Source organism: Runella defluvii (genome assembly GCF_014195535.1).
Lineage (GTDB): Bacteria > Bacteroidota > Bacteroidia > Cytophagales > Spirosomataceae > Runella > Runella defluvii.
The window spans coordinates 341,524-356,958 of the sequence record NZ_JACIBY010000001.1; the positions used below are offsets into that span (position 1 = coordinate 341,524).

Consider the following 15,435-nt stretch of genomic DNA (forward strand, 5'->3'; position numbering starts at 1 on the left):
CGTTAGCACATTTGTTACAAATTTCTTGTGATTTAAGCCATTATTCATGTAATTTGAACTTTAAAAATTCAAATTACATGAATAATGATTCCTAGATACCTACAACAAATTATTCAGCAATCACTTCGTTTTTTTCCTGCAGTAGGAATTTTGGGGCCTCGACAGGTAGGGAAAACTACCTTGGCGAAGCAATTAGTAAGTGATTTAACAAGACCCTTTTTATATTTTGATTTAGAACTACTTGACGACTACCAAACCCTTAGCCAAAATGCGGCATGGGTTATTGATACTAACCGTGAAAAAACTATTATTATTGACGAAGTACAACGGCTACTTCCTATTTTTCCTCAGCTACGGGGGCTTATTGACCGTGATCGACAACCTGGTAGATTTATTCTTTTAGGTTCGGCATCCCTTCAGTTTTTACAGAAAAGTTCAGAATCATTGGCAGGACGCATTGCCTATCACGAACTTATGCCCCTGCAAATTGAAGAAGCACAATCTACGCAAATTTCAGTGCCAACGTTATGGTTTAGGGGAGGCTTTCCTGATGCTTTATTGGCGCCAAGTGACGACTTTTGGTATCTTTGGCAACAAAATTTTGTCAAAACGTATATTGAGCAGGATTTATCTCAGTTGGGTATTAATGCTTCTCCCAGTTTACTTGCTAATTTCTTGAGAATGTTGGCTCACAACCACGGTGCTTTGCTCAATTATTCTACGCTGGCTAATTCGCTTGGGATTTCTCACACAACAGTACAACGTTATATTGCCATCCTCGAACAAGCATACATCATCAGGAGACTTGAACCATGGTTTGTAAATGTTTCCAAACGTATTGTTAAAAGCCCGAAACTTTATTTGATAGACAGCGGTAGCTTACACTTTTTGCATGGCCTTCGTACACAATCACATCTTTTTCAACATCCGATAGCGGGGGCTTCTTGGGAAGGGTTTGTGATTGAGCAAATTATTAGAAGGCTTAGAAATGGCGTTTTCCCCTATTTTTATCGTACATCCAATGGTGCGGAAATGGATTTGGTGTTAGTTGAAGGTATTCAACCAATGGTATCCATAGAAATCAAACTGTCACTTAATCCCGCCTTAAAACGAGGTTCAACCGAATCTGTGACAGATTTGGGTACTTCTCATAACCTTGTAATCACTCCTCAAGGGGGCAATTTGAGTGTGCGCCCTAATTGGATTCATTGCAATGTGGAAGAGGCAATAAAACAACTAGAGAATTTAGGATTGGCCGAAAAAATAGTTTAGACGCATGTTTAGGGCGTTCGTACAATGGCTAAGCGTTGGAGAAGTTCTCGGTGTTGGTTCTCGGGAAATGGCACCGCAGTATCCCGATTGGTCATAAAAAGCTGGCCTTTCTCAATCCGTTCGATGTAATCTAGGTTGACCACCAGTGAGCGCGATAAGCGATGAAAACCTTGAATCATAAAAAACTGCGCCAAGTAGCCCAAATTCATCGAAAATATCAACGGTTTGGCATCTTTCACGGTATGTACTTCTACGTACGAACCCGCCGCCATCAAATACATGACTTCCTTTTTATTGACCTTAATGTATCCTTTCCCCTGATCTACGGGCAAAAATAAAGAAAGCGAGGTGTGCGGATTAACGGGCGTGGCGTGTTGCGCTTTGTAGTTGTAATAAGCCAGTTCAATCTGAATCGCCAATTCTTTGTGGCGAAAAGGTTTTAGTAAGTACGCCGCGGGGCGTGTCTCTTGGGCTTGGGCTACAATGCCAGGGTCGTCGTGTGCGGTGAGGTAAATGACGGGCATTGGGCTGATGGCAATCATTTGTTTGGCAATCATAATGCCCGTATCTGCCGTTCCTTCCAGCGTTATATCGACCAGCGCCAAGTCAGGTACCTGGTGTTTGACCACGTTGAGCGCTTCGCGGGAATTGCGGGCTTGGCCGATAATTTCATGACCTGCCTGTTCGAGCGTCTCTTGGATGGATTCGGCCATGGTGAGGTCATCCTCGACAATAAGAACTTTTAAGCTTTTCATCGTAAGTGGTAATCGGGTAGTGGGTTAGTTATACTTTAAAATTCAATCGAAACAAAGAGCCGTTCTGTATTTCAAAAGCGTATTTCGCGTAGAGTTGGTCGGCTTGGAGTTGGATGAGTCTCATGCCGAAGGAGGATTTTTTGTTAATCGGTTTTTCGGGGATAAACCCTGGTCCGTTGTCGGCGACTTGGAGTGTCCAAAGGCGGTTAGATTGTTCACAGCTCAGCGACCATTGCGGTGCTTCGTGGTCGGGGAAGGCGTATTTGCAGGCATTGGTGAGCAACTCATTGATAATAAGCCCAATGCGCATGGCGTGGTCGATGGGCAAATGCAAGGAGGGAGAAATGTTGGTTTGCACCTGAACATGTTCGTAGTCAAAGGTTTGTAATCCTACTTTGACGATTTCCGTTAGAAAATCGTGCACGTTGACTTCGCCGAGGGTTTGTCCTGTATAGAGGGTTCGTTGGAGCACCGACATGACCTCAATGCGGAGCTGGGTTTCTTCCAAAACGTTTTTGGTGGCATCGTCGGTGAGGCGGTTGAGTTGTAAGTTCAAAAGACTCGAAACGAGTTGTAGGTTGTTTTTGACGCGGTGGTTTTGCTCACGCACGAGCAAAGCGTTCGACTCACTCAGGCGGTGGTTTTTGACAGAAATGCGATAAAAAGCTATGCTAATGCCCAATGCCCCAACCAATAAGACTACCAAAATTTGGACAAAGCGTTGCTGCGTTTGTTGGTTTTGCTGGCTAAGTTGAAGTTCGAGTTGTTTGGCTTTGAGCTCGGCTTCTTTTTGTTCGGTTTCGTATTCTACACTGAGGCGGGAGATGGCACCCTCGCGGTCGGCGTGGAGTTTTTGGTATTCAGCGCCGTGTACCCGTTGAGCGTAGTCGAATGCCTTTTGCCAATTACCTGTAGCGGCGTAGTAGTCCCGATAAAGCGCATTTATACTGGTTTGAAAAGTTTTGTCAATTGAGTATGACGGTAATGCTGGAATTTCTTGTTCAATTTCTTGAATGAGTGATTTTACTTTACGGAGTTGTTTGAACTGAAGACACGCTTGGCCTAATTGTAATTTTGCGATGACAATTTCGGCAGGGTTTTGTTTTTTGAGGAAAATGTCAAGGGATTTTTGGTAATAATCAATGGCTTTTGGATCATTTCTTCTTTGCAATTCAGCTCCCAAATTAACCATAACTGCACTCATGTCCAAAGGTGTGCCGTAAGAGTTAATCAGTTTTTCTTTCTTACGTAAATAATACAATGCGCTATCGTAGTTCGGCGAGGGGTATTTTTTGTTTTTCCCTCCTTCCGACCAATCCATATCATGAATTGACTGCACGGAACCGTAGGCCAATGACAGTGCCTTGTAGGAGTTTATACGTTCGGCAACTTGCAGTGCTAAATGTGCATAGTGATAGGCTTCTTTGTAATGGAACAGTGTTCCTTCGATGGTAGTGAGGCGATAGTATAGGCGCGAGAGCTCGAAGGAGTCACCGCGTTTTTCTTGAATTTTCAGTGAGCGTAAGAAATAACGTTTGGCGGTTAGATAATCGCCCGCTGCTTCGTAGATTTTACCATACAGGTACCACCCCTCGGCGAGTTGGATAGTGTCTTTGGTTTTGAGGGCATTCTTAATGACGGCATTGGCCCACTGGACTTTGTGGGGCTGAAGGGGGAGAAAGTGGGTGGTTGGAGTTTGGGCAATACTACCAACGCTACTTACCATGACAAGGATGATAAGTGCCTTTGCAAAGTGGCTCATTTGAATACTTAATCCAATGTTACTCATAGGTATCGCAAGCACCGTGACCCGTTGGCGTTTGCCTTGCTAAAATAAGCCTTATTTATTTTTTAAGGATAAAAACTTATCGAACGGTAAATAGAAAATGTACGTATAGAAACATTAAAAATGTGTTTCACAAAGAATATGCCTTGTTTCACAAAGAAAAATAGGGTTTTGATAAAATAAGTGGCCGTATTATATGCCTTTTAAGTTGATTGTACTTTAAATTTCATTTGGAACAGTGAGCCATTATTTTTTTCGAATTGATAGGTAGCATAGAGTTGGTCGGCTTGGAGTTGGATGAGTCTCATACCGAAGGATGATTTTTTGGTAATCGATTTTTCGGGGATAAATCCTGGGCCGTTGTCGGCGACTTGGAGCGCCCAAAGGCGGTTAGATTGTTCACAGCTGAGTGACCATTTTGGCGCTTTGTGGTCGGGGAAGGCGTATTTGCAGGCATTGGTGAGCAATTCATTAACAATAAGCCCAATGCGCATGGCGTGGTCGATGGGCAAATGCAAGGAGGGAGAAATGGTGGTTTGCACCTGAACATGTTCGTAGCCAAAGGTTTGTAACCCTACTTTGACGATTTCACTGAGAAAGTCGTGTAGGTTGACTTCGCCGAGGGTTTGTCCTGTATAGAGGGTTCGTTGGAGTACCGACATGACCTCAATGCGGAGCTGGGTTTCTTCCAAAACGTTTTTGGTGGCATCGTCGGTGAGGCGGTTGAGTTGTAAGTTGAGGAGACTCGAAACGAGTTGAAGGTTATTTTTGACGCGGTGGTTTTGCTCACGTACCAGCAAGGCATTTGATTCACTCAGGCGGTGGTTTTTGACAGAAATACGATAAAAAGCTACACTAAGGCCCAATGCCCCAACCAACAAGACTACCAAAATTTGAACAAAGCGTTGCTGCGTTTGTTGGTTTTGCTGGCTGAGGTGGAGCTGGCGCTTTTGAGCTTTCAGCTCGGCTTCTTTCTTTTCCGTTTCGTACTCTAAGCCAAGGCGGGAGACAAGCCCATCTCGGTCAACGTGGATAATTTGCCGTTCCAAAGCGACGTATTCGCGTTCATTTTCAAGGGCTTTTTTAAAATTTCCAATTTGTTCGTAATAGCTGCTTTTTGACTGAGCAAGACTTCTTTTGTAGTGCTCATTATCAATGATTTTTATGGATAATGCTTTTTGGAACGCATCGATTGTATCTATTTCTTGGCCTGCTTTTTTGAGATAATTGAAGGTTAAGTAGGCATTAACTAGTCCAATTCTGGCCTTAATTTCATTTAAAGTATCTCTTTGAGCCTGGTAGATATCCACCGCTTTTTGTGCGTAATCTATTGATTTAATATCCTTTTTTACAAAAGCTCTATAATTTAAATTCGTCATAATTGCTGCTAAATCTAGCTGATTGCCTGTTTCTATAGCGAGCTTTTCTCGTTTTTTTAGGTAGTAAAGGCTACTATCAAGGTTGGGGGTAGGATAGGGTTTTGCGCCACCTTCTGACCAGTCAGTTTCATACAAACCCTGCATGGCTCCATAAGCTAGAGACAAGGCTTTGTCCGATCTGATTCGTTCGGCTACCTGCTTGGCAAGTTGAGCATAATGGGCGCTTTCGGCATAATGAAACAGTTGACCCTCAAGGCCGGACAGACGGATGTACAAGCGTGCTAATTCATACGAATCGCCCCTTTTCTCCTGTATTCTGAGTGATTTTAAAAAATAGCGTTTGGAGGTTAGCCAATCGCCAGAGGCTTGATAGATTTTCCCATAAAGGTACCATCCCTCGGCGAGCTGAAGCGTGTCTTTGGTTTTAAGGGCATTCTTTATAACGGCATTGGCCCACTGGACTTTGTGGCGTTGGAGAGGGAGGAAGCGGGGGGATTGGGCGTGAACTAGCGAATGATAATGACATATAATTAATATGGTTAGACGGTGTAATAGGGAAAAAACTTGCTTGCTGATTTGTACAAAATGTCTCATAGACGTCGATAAATAGCAGTTAATGATTGGGCATTTTAAAATAAATTGTAGATTTTTTATAAAAAGAGAAACTTATTAAAGGGGAAAATACTCCCAAGCCTTAACAAGACTGATTTTAATTTCGTCAAACACATAGCCTTGTTTACAAAAAATTTATAGGGATTCACAAAGTAAGTTGCTTTTGTGAAGAAAAACGCTGCAATTTTTGCTTTTTAAAAAACAAAGAGAATTTAGAATATCCCAACTTAAAATGGGAAATTTCCCGTTTTTGCCAAATTAAATATTCTATATATTTGAATTTGTTTTGATTGAAGACTAGCGTATTTTTCTGAAAATTATTACGGAATAAGATTAATCTGTAATTTACCCTACATTATGCTCACTTCCATATTTACTCTTCGAGATTCTGAAATTCTTGAAAAAGTGTCGTTGCTCTTAGTCGACGACCAACAATTGTCAAATCGATTTCTAGGGAGCTTTCTGAATGAACGATTAAACAAAGTAGAGGTCGATGCTGTGCAACAATACGATAAAGCACTTGAAGTCGCACTTAGGATTCACCCAACGTTAATGATTGTAGATATTCACTTGGGTGAAAAGCGAAATGGTTTACAACTGATTCAGGAAGTCAAGCGTATGGGGATCAATTGTAAGTTTATCTTACTTACGGGTGAAGACCGCTCTGAATATATTCGAAAGGCAATTCTCGAGGGAGTATCTGCTTATATGTCTAAGTCGGTTACTCCTGATGATATTTTGTATGCTATTGATTGGACGCTTAACCCGCGCAACAAAGACCAGTTTTTACTGTTACCGACTGAGCTTCGTTATTTGTTATTCTCAGATAGTTTGCAATCGACACCCAAACCCTCAAAAACGTCTAAGTTTGGCCTCTTAACTGACACTGAACAAGAGGTATTGGTACGGATTGGAGAAGGGGCAACGGTCAAAGAGATTGCGTTTGACTTAAAAAAAGCTCCTACTACTGTGTACACACACCTTCAAAATATTAAAGATAAGTATCAACTTATGTCGAGTAAAGAATTATTCAATTTGGCCCTTGACTATTTACTCGTAGCCAAAAGCGGCAAAGGAAACCAAATGTAAAGCCATAAGCCTTGCTGTTCGGGTTGGCGAATGAGTTTAAACTCGCCGCCCGAGCGGCCTACCTGAGTTCTTAAATAGTGCAGAAGGGTCATCTCTGTATCAGATTGGGTCACAGTATCCAAGCGATTATCTCTGACAGTAATAATCAAGTGTTGCTCATCTTTGGTTTGAAGTTGTACTTCCAGTAAGGTTGCTTTGTCGTATTTGATTGCAAACTGAATCAATTCTGTAAGCGTATTATAAATGCTAAAGCGAATTTTTGGAGTTAAAAGGCCGATAATTGGGTCGTTGCTAACTTGCAAATTACACACCATCGAAGTGCTGCGCGTGAGGTTGTTGACTAGGCGGTGCAATACTTCCCCAAAATGAAGGTGTTCGAGTAATTCGTCTGGAGTCAAGAGGGCAGCTTCGTTGGTAGGAAAAATGGGATGTTGGGTTATCCACCTAGCGCGCTCTTCTAATTGCCCTTTGAAAAACGCTTTTTCCACTTGCTCGGCGTGCTGCTCGGTGGCATGACGCTTACTTTCTTCTAATAACGATCGGTCGAGTCGTAGCTCCCGTACCGACTGCTCAATTTGTTTGGCAAGAAGTGCTAACCCGACACTTTCGATGAGGATACTACCCAGTAGAAAAACTACTGCGACCAAGGGCGTGAGAGAAAACCAGCCAAGGGTAGCGGCTATGCACATGCCCGCACCAGTGGCCAGTAACCCACGACTCAGGCCATATACAATGGACATTTTGGTGCCTGTTGCTTTGATAATAAGTGCCAGTAGAACACCCTGCACCAGCAGGGTACTTATACTTAAAAATACAACTGCCATAGTTAGGTGAAAAGCGAGTTGTTGAGAATGATTCCCAACGATTGGAAAGACAAAATTGGGATTCAGACGGTCATTTGTCCATCGTAATTATTACGAAAAGTACTCGTAATAATTACGACCTCGACTCGTAAACGTTACGATACCGCCATCCTTTTTTTTCAATCACCTTTGTATCGTCAATTCCGACAATCCATGTTTCAAAACCAAAAAACAAACAAACAACATGTTCAAAAAACTATTTGCCATTGCGGCACTCGTGAGCATCGGGAGTGGTGCTCTTTATGCTCAAGCACCTAACAACACAAAAAATCACAATGTAACTATCACAGTTCCTGACGTAGCATTATTGAAAATTGAAGGTGCAGACCCTACGTTGGCAGTTGTAGCACCAACAGTAGCGGGTGACCCAGTATCTGTTACAGGTGTTACTAACTCAGACAAATCACTACAATATTCTTCTACAGTTGCTACAAGTGGTGGTGACATGGCCAGAACGATCACAGCGGCAATTACGGCGGGTACTGTGCCTAGTGGCTTTGATTTAAAGGTTTCTGCTGTCATAGCTTCTGGTGGTGATGGAGCGAAAGGTACGGCAATAGGAACTCCTTTTGCATTAACAGGGACTGCACAGAATATTGTTACAGCAATTGGGTCTTGTTATACTGGAACAGCTGCAGGAAATGGCGCTGTTTTGACCTATGCGTTGGCGTTCAAAGGTGCGTACGCGGACATAAGATACAATGCGTCGGATGTAATTACTGTTACGTACACTCTTTCGGATAATTAAAAAAATCTACGGAGTAAGTATTCGATTACTCCGTAGTTAACTCTCCTTTCGATCATGAAAAGAATATTTTTCTTGGTGCTTTTAGGGGGAAGTATTGGACAAAGCGTTGTTAAGGCTCAAGCACCCAACAACACAAAGAATCATCCAGTCACTGTAACTGTTCCAGATGTGGCATTACTTGCGCTTGCGTCAAGTGGATCTACCAATTTTACATTGGCATTGAACGCACCAACTCAAGCAGGAGAGCCCTTGACGGCACCCTCTACGAGTAGTTCAATTTGGCTCAATTACTCCTCTACGGTGGCTTCTAGTGGTGAAACGTCTCGCAGTATAAGTGCACAAATTACGTCTGGATACGTACCTTCTGGGACTGACTTGACGGTAGCGGTGAGCCAAGACAATGGTGGTGGCGCAGGGCAAGTTGGAACGCGAGTAAGCATCGATCCTATTCCCATAACAAGTACACTCTCACCGATTATTACCAATATCGGGAGTTGTTATACTGGAAAGGGAACAAACCGAGGACACCAACTTACGTTTACCTTAGCGATACTTCCAGGGTCTTACAGTACTATTCGGTACGGAAGCAACACTGTGCAAGTTACCTATACTTTGTCTGATATCTAACCTTATTCGGTCGCAACATTGTATAGTTGCGACCATTTTTTAGAACATAATAGTGAAAGTTTACTAGCTGATTGGATAGAAAAATTATGAAAAAGGCGATTCTGTTTCTATTATTCATTACTACTTTTTCCTTCTTTTCATTTGCCAAAATAATGGTTGTGAATGGTCTCACGCACGTGCATGAATTAGAAACGGGTGTTTTGGCCAGTGGGAAAATTACTTTAAAAAATGTAGGCAATTCAGACGAACGTTTTATTGTATATAAAAATGATTTGATGACTGATTGTTCAAATAATAGCAACTTCGCTCCTGCCAATACTCATCCTCGCTCATTGGCAAAATGGGTAAAGACGAACGTAGATGAACGAGTTTTGAGAGCAGGAGAAGAATACGAACTTCTATACGAAATACAAATCCCAAATGATTCTTCACTTCGAGGCTCTTATTGGTGTGTATTTATGGTGGAAGGCGATACTCCAATAGGTGAGGAAAAGAAAATGGGAGTTACTATATCGTCAAAAGCTCGGTATGCGATTCAAGTAGTAGGTAATGTTGGACAAAATGAAAACCAGCCTTTATTGAATTTTGATAACATTGATCTTAAGTCCCCTTCTGATTCGGTGAGAATAGTTAAAGTAAAGGTCAAAAACGATGGAAAGGCATCTGTCCGTACAAAATTGATATTAGATATAGTAAATGGTAATGGGGAAAAACTAGCTACTACTGAGAGTGCGTTTCGGCGCATTTACCCGAATGCCTGTGCGGAATATGAGTTGATGATTAAAAATTTGCCAAAAGGTAAGTATGAGGGGTTGTTAATGGCTGATTATGGGCAAGATTTGTTTGCTACTAATGTTGATATTGATATAAAATAAATGGCATTTGTAAAACCAGTATCCTTGAAGACCAATACTGCTATGAAAAAGGGTTTCTTTTTATTGTTTTTTCTTATCGGTATTACTAGCGTAATAGCTCAGGATAATGTTTCAATCAAATTGTCAAATCTACCTGCTCAAACGAAAGCAGGGGAACGTTTTACGGTGATTGCAGAGATCTCATGTCCAACCCCAATGAGTCAACGAGTATGGGCTACTGTTAAATTTCCTGAAGGGTGGCAAATTATCGCAAAGAAAGTTCCCCCTCGTTTGGTAGGACTGACCAATGCCCGATTTGTTTATACAATTAGTGTTGGTAAATATGCTACGGCAGGAGAGAGGGAGGTAAGCGTAATGGTTTTTAAAAATGGCTTAGAGAGTTTTGTTGAGCATTTTACTACCAAAGTTTCTCCCATTTATTCAATATCAGTCACTAATGTTAATCCACCTGCATTTATCAAAGAAGGTGAAACATTAAGAAGTTCATTTCTTGTACATAATGCAGGAAATGTACAGGAGAATCTCCGCCTTGAAACTTCTCAAGGATTTATTGAAGGATATGAACGGCCAATAGTGATTGAACCTAATCGATCAACAAAAATCACAGTTGTTCAGGTGATTCCCAAAATTGGAGGTGAATCGTGGCTAGCTACAGCAGACTTGAAATTAGTACCAAGTGACTCTGCTCGTAAACCTATTTACCATGTTGTGAGTATACCAGTTTTTAGCACAAAAACAAAGCCTATTGACCCTTATCACCGTTTCCCAATAGAAGCAGGTGCATGGTACAATATAGTCAGCCGACAAGGGAGTTATACAAGTTTGGCACAATATGACATACGCGGAAAAGGTTTTATCGATCCAACAAACAAGCACCGCCTTGAATTTATCATACATGGCCCTGACCAAATTGACTTGCCTATCTTAGGTGCTTACGACCAATACTCGGTTTCTTATACTTATGATACCACAAATATCCAACTTGGAGATTATAGTTTAATGTTCTCCAAAATTATGGAACAGAGCCGATTTGGGCGTGGTGTCAAAATTGAACGAGAAAATAACGGAAAAATGTATTCAGCGTTTTATCAAAGACCACGATTTATTAGTGATATAAAAGAAACGCTGGGAGGAAGCTATGCTTTTCGGTCGCGCAGCGGGTTTAAAACGTCTTTTAATTACATGTCCAAAAATATGCTTTTCAATGGTCGATCTATTTGGTCACACCACATTGGCGTGGGAGGAGCATTGAAAACAAAACAGTTAACAATGGAGCATGAAGTTGCGGCTAACTCTTCTAATGGAAAACTTGACGTCGGGCTATATAGTATGGTCAACTACGCTTGGAAGCGCGTTTTTCTCACCAACTTATTTTTGTATGCAGGCAAAAACTATTTCGGCTTTTTCAATAACGGTTGGCAGTTTGTAAATAATGTTACATTTCAAGTTACTCCAAAATTAACAGTTGGTTTATTTAACAATTATAGTAGAATAAGTCCTAGCTTTGATTTATTAAATATCAATACTTCCCCGTTTACTAAAAGTAGCCTTGGAATAATAAGCTATTCAATCAACAAAAATTGGAAAGCAATTCTCAACGCTGGGTTTCAAGCTAGAGAAGATCGGCAACAAGTTAAGAAATTTAATTACCGAGAAAATTTAGCTCGTCTAATGGTTTTTCTCACTACAAAAAATATGCAACTATGGGCTACGGGAGAACTTAGTAATACCCAAAATTTATTAGTTCCTCCCGATTTATCTATACCATCTTATAGTTATCGAGGTATATTACAAAATGAATTTTATTTAACATCTCAGTTTTCGTTAGGGTTAAATGGAGAGTTTTATCGGACTAATAAATTTTCTTCTGATAACATCCAAAGAGATTATCTATACTATGGTGGGTTGATTCGATACAGAGTGAAAAATCTTCTTGATTTTAACCTTAATTATCGTAACAATTACGCACCTGATGAGCTTATTGTGCGTCGTGATTTTTTTAGCTTGCAGGCTAAGCTAGACTTAGGAAATCATAGATTTACGGCTATGGGAATGCAAACATACATCCCAGGATACTCTGAGCAAAATAACTTTATTCTATCGCTTCAGTACCGCTACTTATTCAATATCGCGGTGGCCAAGGTGAAAAATCTGGGGAGTATCAAAGGACAAATAACAGGTGCAAGCAACGTCAAAAAAGAGGGAGTCTTGGTGCAAATTGGTAGCCAAAAGTACCTCACCGATACCGATGGTAAGTTTGTAATTAATAACCTAAAACCTGACCGTTATGCTGTAAGCTTGTTTCGGTCGTCGATGACAATGAACGATATCCCCGCGCATCAGGGGATTCTTGAAGTAGAAGTAAAAGCCGATAGTACCCACAGCCTCGAAATTCCGTTTATCAAGGCAGGGATGATTGCTGGAAAGGTAAATTATGAGAAGGGAAACAATCCAGGCCTTGCAGGGGATAAAATTGAAAAACCAACGGTACTGGTAAAACTCTTTAATGGCGAAGACTCTCACCTCACATTGGCTAATGAAAACGGAGAGTTTACTTTCAAAGAAATCAAACCAGGCGATTGGAAGTTACAAGCGACACTCATGATGGGCGAAGGGAAATTTAGCATCAGTCAGCCTCAGCGTGATGTTACGGTCGTGGCAGAGCAGGCAAAAGAAGTGACGTTTGTCGTTCGTCCAGTAAGCCGAACCATCCGTTTTATTGATAGAAGTATTCAAACAGGTTCGAAATGAAAAAATGGGCATTTCTTCTAATCATACTAGGGGTAGGGGTGAGTGTACGGGCTCAAATTACTTCGTCGGTCGGAATTAACGTGACCTTACCTACCGTGAGCCTGCTAGACATAGAGCCTGCTACGGGGATTAATTTATCCCTTCAGGCTCCTGCCGAAGCGGGTAACCCATTGACAACGACGATGAGTAGTACAAAATACCTCAACTTTACTTCGGCAGTAATGCTGGGAGGAAATCGAGCCATATTTGCTCGAATCAGCTCGGGAAGTGTTCCGAGTGGGCTAGGGCTACGTCTGTATGTGGGTGCTGGCTCTGGAACGGGCGCAATCGGTGGTCGTACCACTTCATCATTGTTAGTAGATGGTATCGACCGAATGATTGTTTCTGGCATTGGGGGGGCATTTACAGGGAGTGGTATGGGAGTGGGGTATCCTGTCTCTTATGGCCTTGAAATTCAAAATTATAGTCAATTAAAGTACACATTTGCTAACTCGCTCACCATTACCTACACAATTTTAGACTACTAACGCATCATGATACGTACATTATTAATTATAAGTATGTGCTGGCTTTCGTCTAAATGTTTGGCACAAGTGAGCAGTATTACGGTCACAGGTTCTTGGAATCCCTCGGCGGCAGGACTTATCACCGAAGCGGGCTTAAATTACAGTTCATACCTAACCAGTAGTCCTAACCAAAGCTTGGTGTCATTGGTGTCGGTGAAAAGTAACTGGGAGGTAAAAGTAGAGCAACAAAACAATAATTGGACTTCCGATTTGCAACTTTGGATACGCCGTACGGGTGATGGAACGACTTTGGGGGGAATTGGTACGATTAGCGGGACGCCCACCTATACATTATTAACTAGCATGCCTACTACTTTATTTGCAGGAACAGGCCCCGATCGCAATGATATACCCATCGAATACCAAGTGAGGGGTTTGTCGGTATTAACTCCTGTTGCGTCTTATTCGGCTACCATTGTTTTTACTCTCATGGAGTTTTAATAGTAATCTCACAAAACAAACCCTCACATCCACAAAGAAAATAGCCTTGTTCGTAAAGTCGTGCTGTAAAGTATGCTAAAGATTTAGGAAATTGTAGGAGTACTAAATCTCCACCTGAATTATGATGCACGGTTTACTCATTCCTATTCATGCCAATAAGTTATGGATTGCTTCCGATGAAATTGTTGCGTTACGAAGCGTGCGAAACTATACCGAAATTATCCATACCAATGGAAAAAAGTTTCTGTTCTCAAGAACCCTAAAAATTGTCGCCCAACGACTTGCGGCGAGCGAACAATTTTTTAGGGTCAGTCGAGGAAGCTTTATTAATTTAAGTCAAGTTTCGCATTTCTGCCAAATCGATTTTTCGCTAGAAATACACTTGTCTAATGGTGAGGTGGAGGTTGTTTCGCGCCGCCGACAGATGGATTTTCTTACGGCATTTGCGAAAGTCAATAAGGCAAGCTAGGCCAAACTAAGCTCCAAAATCTCGCCCACTACCTGTGGTGTGATGTCGGCTCGCTCGCCAAAGTTCATCCCGCGTGCTTCAAAACGCTGTACCACTTCGGTGACGGTACTAGCTGGAATAGCATACGCACTTGCTTTGGTAGGAATCCCCAACGATTCGTAGAAATCTGCCGTCTTTTGAATAGCGCCCGCCACTAGTTCGTCGTCCGTGCCTGTCAATTGCCACACTCGACGGCCGTACTGAAGCAGTTTTTCGCGTTTGGTCTCTTTCTTGATTTCCAACAAATGAGGCAATACCACTGCCAACGTACGCGCATGGTCGATGCCGTGCAAGGCTGTGAGTTCGTGGCCGATTTGGTGCGTAGCCCAGTCGGTAGGAACTCCTGCGGCTAGTAAGCCATTTAGGGCCATGGTCGCGGCCCACATGATGTTGGCTGCGGCATCATAATCGGTGGGATTTGCCAACATTTTAGGACCTTCGTCGATGAGCGTGAGCAACACACCTTCAGCCATTCGGTCTTGCATTTCGGCGCGGACGGGGTAGGTCATGTATTGTTCCATGACGTGCGTAAACGCATCGGCAATGCCGTTGGCAATTTGGCGAGGGGGCAGTGAAAACGTGGTTTCGGGGTCGAGTATCGAAAACTGCGGATAAACGAGCGGATTGCCCATGCCTTTTTTCTCCTGCGTTTCTTGGCGACTGATAACCGCGTAGTAGTTCATTTCTGAACCCGTTGCGGGCAGTGTGAGTACGGCACCAATGGGAATCGCCTTCGTAAATTTGGCACGGTTGGCCACAATTTGCCACGCATCGGGGCCTTCAAAAGGAATGGCGGCGGCCATAAATTTGGTGCCGTCAAGTACCGAACCTCCACCTACCGAAAGCAAAAAATCAATGCCTTCTTGGCGCGCTATCTCAACCCCTTTCATGAGGGTTTCGTAGGTTGGGTTGGCCTCGATACCGCCAAATTCTACTACTGTGTAGCTACTGAGTGCTGCTTTTACTTGGTCATATACCCCATTTTTAAAGATACTTCCTCCGCCGTAGGTGAGCATCACTTTGGCTTGAGCAGGAATTTGTTTGGGAAGTTGCGCCATTTGTCCTTTTCCGAACAGGATGCGCACGGGATTATGGTATTGAAAATTGTTCATACAACAGAAAATTTATTCGACATGGCCTTATGTCTTTTCTCTCCTAACTAT

Annotated in this window: 14 protein-coding genes; 9 read left to right on the top strand and 5 right to left on the bottom strand. The window is 42.3% G+C overall.

The window, feature by feature from the left end:
• Positions 1-84 precede the first annotated feature (84 nt).
• Positions 85-1,272: an ATP-binding protein gene (locus FHS57_RS01340; protein WP_183971060.1), complete on the top strand. Its 1,188-nt coding sequence runs from the start codon at positions 85-87 to the stop codon at positions 1,270-1,272.
• 8 nt (positions 1,273-1,280) lie between these two features.
• Here FHS57_RS01340 and FHS57_RS01345 read toward each other — a convergent pair whose 3' ends face one another.
• The 3 genes from FHS57_RS01345 to FHS57_RS01355 all read right to left on the bottom strand — a co-directional run bounded on the left by FHS57_RS01345 (position 1,281) and on the right by FHS57_RS01355 (position 5,786).
• Positions 1,281-2,027 carry a LytR/AlgR family response regulator transcription factor gene (locus FHS57_RS01345; protein WP_183971061.1) on the bottom strand — a complete coding sequence of 249 codons (747 nt, stop codon included), beginning with the start codon at positions 2,025-2,027 and terminating at the stop codon, positions 1,281-1,283.
• A gap of 28 nt (positions 2,028-2,055) precedes the next feature.
• Entirely contained in the window at positions 2,056-3,816 is a 1,761-nt protein-coding gene (locus tag FHS57_RS01350; protein ID WP_221225525.1) for a tetratricopeptide repeat-containing sensor histidine kinase, read from the bottom strand.
• Positions 3,817-4,016: 200 nt separating this feature from the next.
• On the bottom strand, positions 4,017-5,786 hold the full coding sequence (locus FHS57_RS01355; protein ID WP_183971063.1) for a sensor histidine kinase: 1,770 nt from the start codon (positions 5,784-5,786) through the stop codon (positions 4,017-4,019).
• A 375-nt stretch (positions 5,787-6,161) separates the two neighbouring features.
• Here FHS57_RS01355 and FHS57_RS01360 point away from each other — a divergent pair, with 375 nt between their 5' ends.
• Positions 6,162-6,893, top strand: a complete 732-nt coding sequence (locus FHS57_RS01360; RefSeq protein WP_183971064.1) for a response regulator transcription factor — start codon at positions 6,162-6,164, stop codon at positions 6,891-6,893.
• On the opposite strand, the gene FHS57_RS01365 is transcribed toward FHS57_RS01360, so the two are convergent.
• Positions 6,851-7,717, bottom strand: coding sequence for a hypothetical protein (locus tag FHS57_RS01365; RefSeq protein ID WP_183971065.1), 867 nt, complete (start codon positions 7,715-7,717; stop codon positions 6,851-6,853). The genes FHS57_RS01360 and FHS57_RS01365 overlap by 43 nt on opposite strands.
• Positions 7,718-7,940: 223 nt before the next feature.
• Here FHS57_RS01365 and FHS57_RS01370 point away from each other — a divergent pair, with 223 nt between their 5' ends.
• The 7 genes from FHS57_RS01370 (at position 7,941) to FHS57_RS01400 (ending at position 14,233) form a co-directional block, all read left to right on the top strand.
• Positions 7,941-8,504 carry a hypothetical protein gene (locus FHS57_RS01370; RefSeq protein WP_183971066.1) on the top strand — a complete coding sequence of 188 codons (564 nt, stop codon included), beginning with the start codon at positions 7,941-7,943 and terminating at the stop codon, positions 8,502-8,504.
• Between the two features lie 54 nt (positions 8,505-8,558).
• A complete protein-coding gene (locus FHS57_RS01375; RefSeq protein WP_183971067.1) occupies positions 8,559-9,131 on the top strand; it encodes a hypothetical protein in 573 nt (190 codons plus the stop codon).
• Positions 9,132-9,217: 86 nt separating this feature from the next.
• Complete coding sequence (locus FHS57_RS01380; RefSeq protein ID WP_183971068.1) at positions 9,218-10,006, top strand: hypothetical protein; 789 nt, start codon at positions 9,218-9,220, stop codon at positions 10,004-10,006.
• Positions 10,007-12,757 carry a carboxypeptidase regulatory-like domain-containing protein gene (locus FHS57_RS01385; RefSeq protein ID WP_183971069.1) on the top strand — a complete coding sequence of 917 codons (2,751 nt, stop codon included), beginning with the start codon at positions 10,007-10,009 and terminating at the stop codon, positions 12,755-12,757.
• Positions 12,754-13,284: a hypothetical protein gene (locus FHS57_RS01390; RefSeq protein WP_183971070.1), complete on the top strand. Its 531-nt coding sequence runs from the start codon at positions 12,754-12,756 to the stop codon at positions 13,282-13,284. Before FHS57_RS01385 ends, FHS57_RS01390 begins: the two co-directional genes overlap by 4 nt.
• A 6-nt stretch (positions 13,285-13,290) precedes the next feature.
• Positions 13,291-13,764 (top strand): hypothetical protein, encoded by a 474-nt coding sequence (locus tag FHS57_RS01395; protein ID WP_183971071.1) that lies wholly within the window; start codon positions 13,291-13,293, stop codon positions 13,762-13,764.
• A 121-nt stretch (positions 13,765-13,885) separates the two neighbouring features.
• Positions 13,886-14,233: a LytTR family DNA-binding domain-containing protein gene (locus FHS57_RS01400; RefSeq protein ID WP_183971072.1), complete on the top strand. Its 348-nt coding sequence runs from the start codon at positions 13,886-13,888 to the stop codon at positions 14,231-14,233.
• Here the strand turns inward: FHS57_RS01400 and FHS57_RS01405 are convergent.
• Positions 14,230-15,384, bottom strand: coding sequence for an iron-containing alcohol dehydrogenase (locus FHS57_RS01405; RefSeq protein ID WP_183971073.1), 1,155 nt, complete (start codon positions 15,382-15,384; stop codon positions 14,230-14,232). The two genes, FHS57_RS01400 and FHS57_RS01405, sit on opposite strands and share 4 nt — an antisense overlap.
• Between the last annotated feature and the right edge of the window lie 51 nt (positions 15,385-15,435).

Excerpts from the sequence above, each read along its gene's own strand:
- FHS57_RS01340 (WP_183971060.1), top strand. The coding sequence starts at position 85 with ATGATTCCTAGATACCTACAACAAATTATTCAGCAATCACTTCGTTTT.
- FHS57_RS01345 (WP_183971061.1), bottom strand. The coding sequence starts at position 2,027 with ATGAAAAGCTTAAAAGTTCTTATTGTCGAGGATGACCTCACCATGGCC.
- FHS57_RS01350 (WP_221225525.1), bottom strand. The coding sequence starts at position 3,816 with ATGAGTAACATTGGATTAAGTATTCAAATGAGCCACTTTGCAAAGGCA.
- FHS57_RS01355 (WP_183971063.1), bottom strand. The coding sequence starts at position 5,786 with ATGAGACATTTTGTACAAATCAGCAAGCAAGTTTTTTCCCTATTACAC.
- FHS57_RS01360 (WP_183971064.1), top strand. The coding sequence starts at position 6,162 with ATGCTCACTTCCATATTTACTCTTCGAGATTCTGAAATTCTTGAAAAA.
- FHS57_RS01365 (WP_183971065.1), bottom strand. The coding sequence starts at position 7,717 with ATGGCAGTTGTATTTTTAAGTATAAGTACCCTGCTGGTGCAGGGTGTT.
- FHS57_RS01370 (WP_183971066.1), top strand. The coding sequence starts at position 7,941 with ATGTTCAAAAAACTATTTGCCATTGCGGCACTCGTGAGCATCGGGAGT.
- FHS57_RS01375 (WP_183971067.1), top strand. The coding sequence starts at position 8,559 with ATGAAAAGAATATTTTTCTTGGTGCTTTTAGGGGGAAGTATTGGACAA.
- FHS57_RS01380 (WP_183971068.1), top strand. The coding sequence starts at position 9,218 with ATGAAAAAGGCGATTCTGTTTCTATTATTCATTACTACTTTTTCCTTC.
- FHS57_RS01385 (WP_183971069.1), top strand. The coding sequence starts at position 10,007 with ATGGCATTTGTAAAACCAGTATCCTTGAAGACCAATACTGCTATGAAA.
- FHS57_RS01390 (WP_183971070.1), top strand. The coding sequence starts at position 12,754 with ATGAAAAAATGGGCATTTCTTCTAATCATACTAGGGGTAGGGGTGAGT.
- FHS57_RS01395 (WP_183971071.1), top strand. The coding sequence starts at position 13,291 with ATGATACGTACATTATTAATTATAAGTATGTGCTGGCTTTCGTCTAAA.
- FHS57_RS01400 (WP_183971072.1), top strand. The coding sequence starts at position 13,886 with ATGATGCACGGTTTACTCATTCCTATTCATGCCAATAAGTTATGGATT.
- FHS57_RS01405 (WP_183971073.1), bottom strand. The coding sequence starts at position 15,384 with ATGAACAATTTTCAATACCATAATCCCGTGCGCATCCTGTTCGGAAAA.